This window comes from Rathayibacter sp. AY1F6 (assembly GCF_002932035.1).
In the GTDB taxonomy this organism is placed as follows: Bacteria; Actinomycetota; Actinomycetes; order Actinomycetales; family Microbacteriaceae; genus Rathayibacter.
Genome location: NZ_PSVD01000038.1, coordinates 1 through 10,778 on the forward strand (window position 1 = coordinate 1; position 10,778 = coordinate 10,778).

Genomic DNA, 10,778 nt, shown 5'->3' on the forward strand with positions numbered 1-10,778 from the left:
AGCCCGCGCTCGCCGGCGGTTCGTCCCTCCACAGGCGGGGTACCGGCTCCGTTGTCCCGATCCTGGTCACGGGCCCCGGCCCGATGTCGGTGGTCGCTGATTCAATACACGTATGAGAAGTTCGGGTGACGCGGCGCAGGCGGTCGAGGCGGTGCGCGCGGGCGAGACGGCGCAGACGCTCGACGCGGTGCGCGCGCTCGCCGGTCTCGCGGCGGGGCTCGCCCGCTCCTCGGCGCCGGTGCTGCTCGCGGGGGCCGTCGCCCTGCACACGGCGTACCGGGCAGCGCTGCTCGTGCCGGAGTCGTTCGCGCGGGGGAGTCGTCTCTCCCGGAGCGAGGCGGGAGACCTCGTGGAGCGCTCGATCCGAGCCGAGTTCGCGACGGCGCTCGGGATGTCGGAGCGCGTGGCGTCTCGGCGTCTCGAGCACGCTCGGCTCCTCATCGAGGACCTCCCGGCGACCCGCACCCTCCTGGCCGAGGCCCGGATCCTCTGGGAGGCCGGCGAGGTCGTCTGCGCCGCCGCCGCGACCCTCCCCGCTCCGTCGCGCGCGTCCTTCGACGAGCGGGCGGCCACCGCGGCGCTCTCGCAGACGCCCACCCAGCTCCGCCGGACCGTGGCGCGGCTGCGCGACGAGCTGCACGAGCAGCCGTTCACCGAGCGCCACGCCCGCGCCCGCGAGGACCGCAGCGTGTGGCTCGGCGCCGAGGCCGACGGCATGGCCACGCTCTGCGCCCTGCTGCCGGCCCCGGTTGCGGTCGGCGCCTACAACCGTCTCGACCGGATCGCCCGCTCGCTCCGCGACGGGGCGGACGCGGCGAGGATCGGGCTCGGTGCAGGTGCAGGTGCAGGTGCAGGTGCAGGTGCAGGTGCAGGTGCAGGTGCGAGTGCGACTGCGACTGCGACTGCACAGAGCGGTGCTGGTGCCCGTGGCGATGCCCGGGTAGCAGTCGGTGCGGGAACGGACGCTGGTGCTGGTGCTGGTGCTGGTGCTGGTGCTGGTGCGCGTGCTGGTGCCGTGCTCGGCGCGGAGACGGGTGGCAGCGCCGGAGGAGACGCTGACATCTCCCTCGGCGACGGCCGGACGCTCGCGCAGCTGCGGGCCGACGCACTCGTCGATCTGCTCATCGACGGCGACATCTCCGCAGACGGATCCTCGGGCGAAGGAGCGAGCGCAGTCCCCGCCTCGGTCTCCGGAATCTCCGCCTCGGTCTCCGGAATCCACGCCTCCGTCTCCGGAGTCCGCGCCGACGTGCGCCTCACCCTCGCCGCCAGCACCGCGGTCGGCCTCGACGACGCGCCGGCCGAACTCGACGGCTACGGTCTCGTCCCCGCCGACGTCGCCCGGGAGCTCGTGCGCACGGCGGCCGCCTTCACGCGGGTGCTGACCGATCCGGACACGGGAGTGGTGACGTCGGTCGGCAGGACCCTCCGCGTCCCGCCCCCTCGGATGCGCCTCCAGCTGCAGCTGCGCGACCGGACCTGCCGGTTCCCCGGCTGCACCCGCTCGTCCTCGACGGCCGAGGCCGACCACACCCTCGAGTGGCGGAACGGAGGCGAGACCGCCCTCGGCAACCTGGCCTCGCTCTGCGTCGCGCACCACCACGTCCGCCACGGCGACCGCTGGACCTACGCCCTCCATCCGGACGGCACCGTCGTCTGGACGACCCCCACCGGCCGTCGGATCACCGACCGACCGCGGGCGCTGCCCGGAGCTCCGCTGCCGCCCACGCGACGACCGACGCCGCAGTCGGCGCAAGAACCGGAGCCGCAGCCGCACCCGCTGTCACCACGATCCTCGTCATCGCAGCTGAGGTCATCGCGACCGTCGTCTCCTCGGCCGTCGCCCTCGCTGCTGGCGCCGACGCGGCCGCGGTTCGTGGACGCGTCTCCGCCGTTCTGATCCGCAGCCCGACCTGCCGGGCGATCCGACACTCCGTCGGCCGCGAGGCGGTGCATCGCCGTGCCTGGACCCGCCCAGGCGCCCTCGCGCTCTCGCACCTCCGGCGCCGCGAGGTCCGTCGGCACGTTGGCGCTTCGTCGAGCCTCGAGCCTCGAGCCTCGAGCCCCGTGTCCCGTGGTGCTTCGGCGCTTCGGGGCGTCGGCCACCGCGTCCCGGTCCGCCCGCGTCCCGGTCCGCTCCGTCCCGGTCCGCTCCCGCCCTGCTCCGGCTGGCGGACGCCCCCGCCGCGCAGGAGAGCCGTCGAACTCGAGAGATCACGACCGGACGACCTCCACGTGGTTCACGTTCTCCGCCGCCCGCCGCGTCCGTCGGCACTCTCCTGCCCCGTCCTCTCCGGCCCTGCTCTGTCCTCTCCGTCCACGTCCTCTCCTGCCCCGTCCGGTCAAGAGCGTCCCGCCGCGGCGACCGCTCCACGCCACCCGTGCCCCCGCCCGTGCCGCCGCCCGACCTCACCGGATGCCGCTGCGCGCGAACCCCTGCACGAAGTAGCGCTGGAAGCACAGGAACAGCAGCACCATCGGCAGCACCGACACCAGCGCCAGCGCCATGCTCGCGCTGTAGTCCGGCGTCGACTGGCCCTTGAGGTAGAGCAGGCCGATCGGCAGCGTGAACAGCTCGTTGTCCTTCAGGGCGATCAGCGGCCAGGCGAAGTCGTTCCAGCTGCCGAGCAGAGTCAGCAGGATCAGGACGGCGATCAGCGGCTTCGAGAGCGGCAGCACGATCTGCAGGAACACCCGCAGGTGGCCGGCGCCGTCGATCCGCGCCGCCTCGATCAGCTCCTCCGGGATGGAGAGGAAGAACTGCCGGGCGAGGAAGATCCCGAAGGCCGCCGCTGCTCCGGGCAGGATCACCGACCAGTAGGTGCCGTAGATCTGCAGTCCGGTCACGAGCTTGAACTGCGCGACCATGATCGCCTGCACCGGGATCATCATCGTGGCCAGTGCGAGCAGGAACAGCAGGTTCCGCCCCGGAAAGCGCAGCCGCGCGAAGCCCCAGCCGGCCAGCAGGTTCACCACGACGGTGAACACCGTGACGAACACCCCGATCACGACCGAGTTGACGAACCACTCGCCCACGGGGAAGCGCGCGAACACCGTCGCGAAGTTCTCGAACGAGATCTCGCTCGGCCAGAAGCGGGGCGGGCCGGGCGCGAACACCTCGCCGCGCGGCGAGAAGGCGATGACGAGCATCCAGTACAGCGGGAAGAACACGACCGCCGAGGCGACGATCGCGACGACGAGGCGGACGACGAGTCCGGAGCGGGAGCCGTCGCGGCGGGAGGGACGCCGGCGCGGGGTCTCGCGGGCGGTGGCCGCGGCGACCGCGGCGGGCGTGGTGACGGTGGAGGACGACATGAGGGCTCCTAGTCGACGAGGTCGCGCGTGCGGCTCGTGCGCCACTGCAGGTAGGTGAAGGCGAGGGAGACCATCAGGATGACGACGCCGAGCGCGGCGCCGTAGCCCTGCTCTCGGACCTGGAAGCCGTTGCGGTACGCGTAGGTGCCGAGCACCGACGTGGAGAAGCCGGGGCCGCCGCCCGTCATCACGAAGACGATGTCGAAGACCTGGAACGAGGCGATCACGTTCATGATCAGCAGGAAGAAGGTGGACGGGCCGACCAGCGGCACCGTCAGTGCGCGGAACTGCTGCCAGCGCGTCGCTCCGTCGATCCGCGCGGCCTCGTAGAGCTCGGGCGAGACGCTCTGCAGGCCCGCCAGGTAGATGACCATGTTGAAGCCGATCCGCAGCCACACCGCGGTCAGCATCACCGAGATCATCGCCGCGGAGCCGTCCGACTGCCACGCGACCGGCGAGGCGCCCAGCGAGCTCAGCACCTTGTTCACGATGCCCGAGGACTCGCTGAAGATCGTGACCGCGATCATCCCGGAGGCGACGCCCGAGATCACCAGGGGCAGCACGATCACCGTGCGGAAGATGCCGCGCGCGGGCAGCACGGAGTTGAGCAGCACGGCCAGGCCGAGGCCGCCGGCGAGCTCGAGCGGCACGGTGACCGCGGTGAAGAGGAGCGTGTTGCCCAGGCTCTGCCAGAACACCGGGTCGGCGCCCATCCGCAGGTAGTTCGCGAAGCCGACCCACTCGGGCGTGCCGAAGCCGCGCGACTCCTGGAACGAGAGCTGGATCGCCCAGAGGATCGGCACGAACAGGAACAGCGCCATCAGGAGCAGGTTCGGGCCGACGAAGCCGAAGCCGGCGAGGGCCTCGCGCCTGCGGGCCGACCGCGGCCGGGCGGAGGAGCCCGCCCGGCCGCGGAGGGTGGTGGCGGTCATCAGCTGGTCGCCTGCTGGATGGCCGCGTCGAGGCCGGAGAGGGTCTCCTCGGTGCTGCGTCCGCCGACGAACGCCTCCTCGAGCTGGTCCTGCATCGCGACCGAGATCTTCGCGAGGAACGGCGAGGTGAGCTGCTGCACGTCCCGCGGGGTGATCGTCGCGGCCTGCTCGACGAACACGGGCATCACGTCCGGGCGCACCGCGAAGTCGATCGACGCGGGGTCGATGTCGGACCGGGTGGGCAGCTCGTTCGTCGCCGCGCAGAACTCGGCCATGGTGTCGGCCTGCGTCATGAACGAGAGGAACTCGGTCGCGAGCTCCGGGTTGTCGGTGTCGGCCGTGGCGACGAGGGCGTTGCCGCCGAGGTCGGTCGCGCCGCGCTCGTCGACGGGCATCGGCGTGGCGGTCCACTCGAAGTCGGCGAGGTCGTCGATGTCCGGCACGAGGAAGGACCCGGCGAACGCCATCGCCGCGGTCTGCTCCGTGAAGAAGGAGTCGGCGTAGGTGGCGGACTTCACCGAGCTGGTCGGCGGGACCCAGTCGTTGTCGAAGAAGCTCTTCGTGAAGTCCAGCGCCTTCGCGCCCGCGGCGGAGTCGATCGCCGGAGTGGTGCCGTCCTCCTCCAGGAGCGTGCCGTCGGCCTCGAACAGCCAGCTCAGCCAGCGGGGCGTGCCGCCGAGCTGCCAGTTGTAGACGAACGGGTACTGCTCGGCGGGCAGGCTCGCGCGCAGCTTCGCGGAGGCGTCGGCGAACTCCTCCCAGGTCCACGCCTCGTCGGCGGTGGTCGGCACGTCGGTGATGCCGGCCGCCGCGAGCAGTTGCGTGTTCACCAGCAGCGCCGACACGTCGGTCTGGTGCGGGACACCGTAGGGCTTCCCCTCGAAGGAGACGGCCTCCTGGAACGCGGGCGTGAAGGAGTCGAAGTCGTCGATCCGGTCGGTCAGGTCGAGCAGCTGCTCCTGGCTGGAGTAGACGCCGAGGTTGCCGTAGTCGACGCGGAACACGTCGGGGGCCTCGCCCGACGACAGCTGCGCGTCGATGTTGCTGAACATCTGGTCGTAGGGGACGACGTTGAGCTCGACGCTCGCCCCCTCGTGCTCGGCCTCGAAGTCGGTGATCAGCGACTCGAAGGCCGCCTGCTCGGACTCGCTGGCCCAGGTGGTGAAGGTGATCGAGTCGGCGTCGGCCGAACCGCCGCCTCCTCCTCCGAAGCCGCTGCAGCCGGTGAGGGCGGCGGTCGACGCCAGGACGGCGGCGAGGGGGATGAATCGTCTGCGCATGGGTGGTCTCCTGCTGTGAAGGGTCGGACGGGGGCGGGGTCGGAGGGCCGCGCCAGGCGGGGCGGCGGAGGGCGGTCTCGACGAGCGAGACGAGGCCGTGCGGGCCGAGCTGGCCGGCGAGCAGGTCGAGCGGAGTGGGGACGGGCAGCGCCGAGGCGGCGCGGCCGAGGCGGGAGGCGGGCACGGGGGCGGCCTCGCGCTCCTCCGGCTCCGGGTCGGCGAGGGCCAGCGCGACAGTGGCGGCCACGTCCTCGACCGCGCGGACGCAGCCGAAGCGGATGATCCGCTCGTCGTCGATCAGGGCCTCGCCGTAGCCCGCGCGGAACGCCGAGCGCTGCACGTCGCTGATCGGCCGCGAGTAGATGACGCCCAGCTCGATCAGGAGCAGGTCGGCCTCCCGCGGGGCGACGGTGGCCTCGTCGAAGTCGATCAGCCAGGGGCGGCCGCTCTCGTCGATGACGACGTTGCCGGGATGCGGGTCGCCGTGGAGGGGCACGCGGGAAGTGGGCGTGCGGGCGCGCTTCAGCCGCCGCTCGGAGCCGGCGAGGGCGTCGAGGCGGGAGCGGTTCGCGCGCCACAGCGCGGTGAGGCGGGGGCGGGGCTCCGGCTGCGCGTCGATCCTCTCGTCGGTCTCGGCGAGGAGGTCGGCGAGCGGACGGCGGACACGGCGGATGCCCCGCCGCACGGGAGGCGCGAGTGTCGGCGGCTCGGCGTCGTGCACGGAGCGCAGGACCGCGCCAAACCCCTCCCAGTCGAGGGCGTCCTCGCCGGAGTCGACCGCGTCCTCGCCGAGGATCCACGGCGCGACCGAGACCCGCAGCCCGCGGTCCTCCGCCCAGGGGTGCCCGTCGGAGGCGCGGTGCGGCGCCGCGACGCCCGGCACCCCCGACTCGCCCAGCGACGCCGAGAGCGCGAGGCCGAAGCGCCCGTCGCGGGCCGACGCCTTGACGCTCCACAGCGCCCCGGAGCCGTCGGCCGCGCACCAGACGCGCGCTCCGTGGTCGAGTCCGCCGACGACGGGCTCCAGGTCGACGAGGCCGATGCCGAACTCGCGGCGCACCAGATCGCGCGCCCAGGCGCCCGCCTCCTCGATCGTGTCCATCCCGCTCATGCTGCCGTGCGGGCGCCCCGCGAGCAGGTGCTTGCGCGATCGGTGATCGGAGGCATGGGTGCGGGCTGAGCCGCGTCTCAGGCTCGGGCTCCGGGCCGCCCGACGAGGAACCACGCCATCGACCCCAGGAAGGGCGCCACCACGACGGCGATCGTCCACAGGCCCTTCCGCAGGGGATCGAGGCCGGAGCGGAGGACCTGCGCGACCGCGAGGATCGCGACTCCGAGATACGCGGCCCCGCACAGGGCGGCGACCACGCTGGTGCCGAGCAGTGACATGTCCATCGCCCGACGCTACGCGCGGCGCGGCGCTGCCGGATCCGCCGCGGGGCGGAGACTCCCGGCGATGCGCAGCGGGCCTCGCTCAGCGGCCGAGGACACCGGTGATCGTCCGCGCGCCGTCGGCGGGGAAGAGGGCGAGCCGCTGCTCCGTCCCCTGCTGCCGGACCGTGAGAACGGGAGCCGCGAGCGCGTGACCGTGGTGGTAGCCCGTCACCGACTCGGGGGCGTCCCCGGCGGTGAGGGGCAGGAACGCGATCGGCGAGAGGTCCGCGTCGGCGCGGAACAGCGAGAGCGCCCTCGCGGTGACGACGGCCAGCAGCACGGGGTCCGGCTTCGCCGCGCGCAGCGCCGGGAGGTCGACCGCGGCTCCGGCGACCGCGAGCGTCCGCAGCGAGGCCAGCGTCTCCGGAGTGTTCAGCACCGCGGTGACGCCGCCGTCCGGATGCTCGGCCCGCAGCCTCTCGAGGCTCGGCCGGGACCACCGCTCCTCGACGCGCCGCCGGAGCCCGAAGCCGAGCCCCGCGACGATCACCGCGGCCACCGCGAGCACGACGCCCCACCCTCCGTAGAGCTGGAACGCCCGGGCGCCCGACCACGCCGCCGCCACGACCACCGTCGCTCCGAAGAACGCCTCGCTCCCGAGCGACCGCAGCCGGGTCGACTGCACCTCCTGCGTCACGAGCGCTCCTCCGGGTCGGGCGGACCTCCGGGCGGGATCACGTCAGCGCATGATCGCACCGGCGCCTGCGGGTCGGGCGGGGATCCGTCCCCTCGCGCGAGGCCGGCTCAGCGCCCGCGCCGCGCCCCGGATCGGTGAGGAGCCGGACCGGGGGGAGGTCGGCCAGGTCGGGGGACACGAAGCCCAGCACGTCGGAGTGGTGGTCGGCGGAGGCCCGGCGGAGGAAGGACCAGCACTTGAGCGAGGACGGGCGCCGGTCGAGGGGGAGGGGAGCGGCCTCCACGATGATCACGGTGGCGGAGCGGTGCGGGATCCGCACGGGCACGCGCCTCTCGCGGCCGTCGACGGTCCAGCTGGAGACGCCGCGGATGCGGCCGTCCTCGCGGTCGACCCCGACGGTGAGGACGCTCCGGAAGTCGTCGGCCGCGGCGCCCATGCCGATCTGGAAGTCCCCCTCCGCGCCGTCGAGCACGAAGGCGACGTCGAGTCCGCGGCGGTGCCGGACGGTGAAGGTGGCGAGCAGGGGACCGCTCCCGAACCTCGGGGCCTCGTCGCGGGCCTGCCGGACACGCTGCTCCGCGTCGTCCCTGTCCATGGAGCCACTCCTGCCGTCCCGGCGGAGCGGGGCCCGCGCGCCCGTCGAGCCTAGGGGGAGCGGGGCGGCGTCACCCCGCGCGAGGCAGCGTGACCCGGAAGCGGGCGCCGACGGGCCCCGCCTCCGCCACGAGGTCGCCGCCGAGGGCCCGGGCCAGCCCGCGCGCGATCGGCAGGCCGAGGCCTGAGCCGCCGTCGGCGCGGTTGCGGGCGTCGTCGAGGCGGACGAGGCGGTCGAAGACGCGCTCGCGGTCGGCCTCGGCGATGCCGGGGCCGTCGTCGTCGACGGTGATCGTGACGGAGTCGGCGGCCGCCTCGACGGCGACGTCGATCCGGGAGCGGGCGAAGCGGGCACCGTTCTCGAGGAGGTTGCCGAGCACCTGAGCCAGCCGGTCGGCGTCGGCGCTGACCAGGAGCGGCTCGGCGGGCCGGTGCAGCTCGATCGCGAGGCCCGGGCGGCGCAGCTCCTGGCGCTCGATCGCGGCCTCGGCGACGCCCGCCGAGTCCAGCGGACGAGACTCCAGAGCCAGGCCCTCGTCCAGCCGCGCCATCAGCAGCATGTCCTGGATGAGGCGGCCCGCGCGCAGCGACTCCCGCACGACGTGCACGGAGAGGCGCTCGCGCTCCTGCTCGCCGCCGTCGCCGCGGACGAGCGCGTCGGCGGCGGCCTGGATGCCGGCGACCGGCGTCCGCAGCTCGTGCGCGGCGTCCGAGACGAACGCGCGCATCCGCTGCTCCGCCGCGAGGGCCGTCGCCTCGGCGGCGAGGGCGCTGCGCTCGGCCTGCTCGAGGTCGTCGAGCATCTCGTCGAACGCGGTCGCGGTGCGGCCGAGCTCGGTCCGCGGACGGGAGGGGCGCAGCCGCCGCCCGCGGTCGCCGTGCGCGATGTCGCGGGCCACGTCGGTCATCCGCTCGAGGGGCCGGAGGGTCGCGCGGACCACGACGATCAGCGCGAGGGCGGCCAGCACGAGGAACACGGCCGACGCGGCGAGCAGGATCCCGTTCAGCTGCGCGAGGGTGCTGCCCACCGATCCGGCCTCGCTGGTGAGCTCGAGGCGGGTGCCGTCGCTGAGGGTCGACTCGAGGGTGATCAGCTCGTCGTCGGCGGCGACGCTGCTCGAGACGACGGTGACGGCGGCGGACGCGGCTCGGGGCGGGACGGCTCCGGAGGAGGAGCTCGTGCCGGGCGGCGACGGCGGCTCTCCGAGCTGGTCGGCGGCTCCAGGGCCCAGGCGCAGCTGCTCCGGGCTCGGCCCGGCCACGACGTCCTCGCCCTCGGGGCTCGTGATCCGCACCGAGACGCCCTGCGCCGAGAGGCGCGAGGCGAGGGCGTCGTCGGCGATCGTGCCGACCAGCGCGGCGGCGGCGGAGGCGCGGTCCTGCAGCCGCTCCTCGATCTGGTCGCGGAGGCGCTCGCCGAGCACCGCCTGCACCGTCGCCGAGAGGGCCAGGAGCAGCACGGCCAGCAGAGCGAGCACGGCCAGGACGGTGCGGAGGCGGAGCGAGCCCGTCCGCAGCGCGCCCGGCTGGGCGCGGCTCACGCCTCCACCCGGTAGCCGAGGCCGCGGACGGTGTGCACGAGCCGGTCGCCGTGCGCCTCCATCTTCTTGCGGAGGGAGCTGAGGTGCACCTCGACGAGGTTCGGGTCGACGTGGTCGTAGCCCCAGACCTGCGTGAGGATCTGGGTCTTGGTGAGGGTGCGGCCGCGGTTCCCGGCGAGGAAGGCGAGGAGGCGGAACTCGGTCGCGGTGAGGTCGAGGGCGATGCCGCCGCGGCGGGCGCGGCCCGACTCCGGGTCGACGACGAGGTCGCCGATCTCGACGACGGACGGGATGCGGCCGCGGCGGCGCAGCACGGCGGTCACGCGCTTGACGAGCTCGGCGAGCACGAACGGCTTCACCACGTAGTCGTCGACGCCCTCGTCGAAGCCGCGGAGGCGGTCGTCGACCGCGTCGCGGGCGGTGAGCATGATCACGGCCGCGTCGCTGCTGCGGCGGATCCGCTCGGCGAGCACGATGCCGCTCGGGCCGGGGAGCATCCAGTCGAGGATCACCAGGTCCGGAGCGAAGGTGCTCAGCTCGCGGGCGAGGTCCTCGCCGGAGACGAGACCGCGGACCGTGAAGCGCTCGCTGCGCAGCGCGGTCTCGACGGAGGAGCGGATGGCGTCGTCGTCCTCGATGAGGAGCACACGGGCGGAGGAGGGCATGTGCTCGAACCTAGGGGCCGCGGATCGGGGCGCACCCGGCGTCTGCTGTGGAGGGTCTGTTCTTAAGTCCGGCTTCAGATTCGCCTTCGAATCTGAAATGGAACCGGCCGCAACCGATCCCGAACGGGGTCGGCACCGGGCCGGAACGAGGAGACACCCATGACCGAGTCGACCACCCCCGCCGAGAAGGGCTCGAGCTTCGGGCCGCGCCGTCCGAAGAAGCGCGCCCTGACCATCGGCATCGCTGTCGGCGCCCTCGGACTCGTCGCGCTCGGCTCGACCGCCGCGTTCGCCGCGACGCCGTCGAGCACGCCGACCTCCAGCGCCACCCCGCTGCACTCCACCTCGACCGACGCTCCGTCCACCGGTGCGCCGTCGAC

10 protein-coding genes and 1 pseudogene are annotated in these 10,778 nt (G+C 73.8%); 3 read left to right on the plus strand and 8 right to left on the minus strand.

Going from position 1 to position 10,778, the window contains the following annotated elements; translation table 11 throughout:
* The first annotated feature begins 112 nt into the window (after positions 1–112).
* Complete coding sequence (locus C5C44_RS16480; protein WP_146084372.1) at positions 113–1,900, plus strand: HNH endonuclease signature motif containing protein; 1,788 nt, start codon at positions 113–115, stop codon at positions 1,898–1,900.
* 509 nt (positions 1,901–2,409) lie between these two features.
* Here the strand turns inward: C5C44_RS16480 and C5C44_RS16485 are convergent.
* From C5C44_RS16485 to C5C44_RS16495, 3 genes are read right to left on the minus strand one after another with little or no spacing between them, the layout of a single operon-like run.
* Positions 2,410–3,315, minus strand: a complete 906-nt coding sequence (locus C5C44_RS16485; RefSeq protein ID WP_104234603.1) for a carbohydrate ABC transporter permease — start codon at positions 3,313–3,315, stop codon at positions 2,410–2,412.
* Positions 3,316–3,323: 8 nt separating this feature from the next.
* The gene (locus C5C44_RS16490; protein ID WP_104225205.1) at positions 3,324–4,247 is read right to left on the minus strand and encodes a carbohydrate ABC transporter permease; all 924 of its coding nucleotides are present in this window, start codon (positions 4,245–4,247) and stop codon (positions 3,324–3,326) included.
* Entirely contained in the window at positions 4,247–5,527 is a 1,281-nt protein-coding gene (locus tag C5C44_RS16495; protein ID WP_244229553.1) for a sugar ABC transporter substrate-binding protein, read from the minus strand. Before C5C44_RS16495 ends, C5C44_RS16490 begins: the two co-directional genes overlap by 1 nt.
* A 997-nt stretch (positions 5,528–6,524) precedes the next feature.
* On the opposite strand from C5C44_RS16495, the gene C5C44_RS16825 reads away from it, so the two are divergent.
* The gene (locus tag C5C44_RS16825; RefSeq protein WP_146084373.1) at positions 6,525–6,707 is read left to right on the plus strand and encodes a hypothetical protein; all 183 of its coding nucleotides are present in this window, start codon (positions 6,525–6,527) and stop codon (positions 6,705–6,707) included.
* An 8-nt stretch (positions 6,708–6,715) separates the two neighbouring features.
* On the opposite strand, the gene C5C44_RS16505 is transcribed toward C5C44_RS16825, so the two are convergent.
* The 5 genes from C5C44_RS16505 to C5C44_RS16525 form a co-directional block, all read right to left on the minus strand.
* Complete coding sequence (locus tag C5C44_RS16505) at positions 6,716–6,922, minus strand: PLD nuclease N-terminal domain-containing protein (RefSeq protein WP_104225196.1); 207 nt, start codon at positions 6,920–6,922, stop codon at positions 6,716–6,718.
* 79 nt (positions 6,923–7,001) lie between these two features.
* Positions 7,002–7,598: a hypothetical protein gene (locus tag C5C44_RS16510; protein WP_104305530.1), complete on the minus strand. Its 597-nt coding sequence runs from the start codon at positions 7,596–7,598 to the stop codon at positions 7,002–7,004.
* Positions 7,599–7,635: 37 nt separating this feature from the next.
* A complete protein-coding gene (locus C5C44_RS16515; RefSeq protein ID WP_104336224.1) occupies positions 7,636–8,193 on the minus strand; it encodes a hypothetical protein in 558 nt (185 codons plus the stop codon).
* 70 nt (positions 8,194–8,263) lie between these two features.
* Entirely contained in the window at positions 8,264–9,733 is a 1,470-nt protein-coding gene (locus tag C5C44_RS16520) for a cell wall metabolism sensor histidine kinase WalK (protein ID WP_104336225.1), read from the minus strand.
* Positions 9,730–10,398 (minus strand): response regulator transcription factor, encoded by a 669-nt coding sequence (locus C5C44_RS16525; RefSeq protein ID WP_104324887.1) that lies wholly within the window; start codon positions 10,396–10,398, stop codon positions 9,730–9,732. Before C5C44_RS16525 ends, C5C44_RS16520 begins: the two co-directional genes overlap by 4 nt.
* A gap of 159 nt (positions 10,399–10,557) precedes the next feature.
* Between C5C44_RS16525 and C5C44_RS16530 the strand changes: the two are divergent.
* Positions 10,558–10,778 (plus strand): annotated as a pseudogene (locus C5C44_RS16530) (hypothetical protein); the annotation flags it as partial.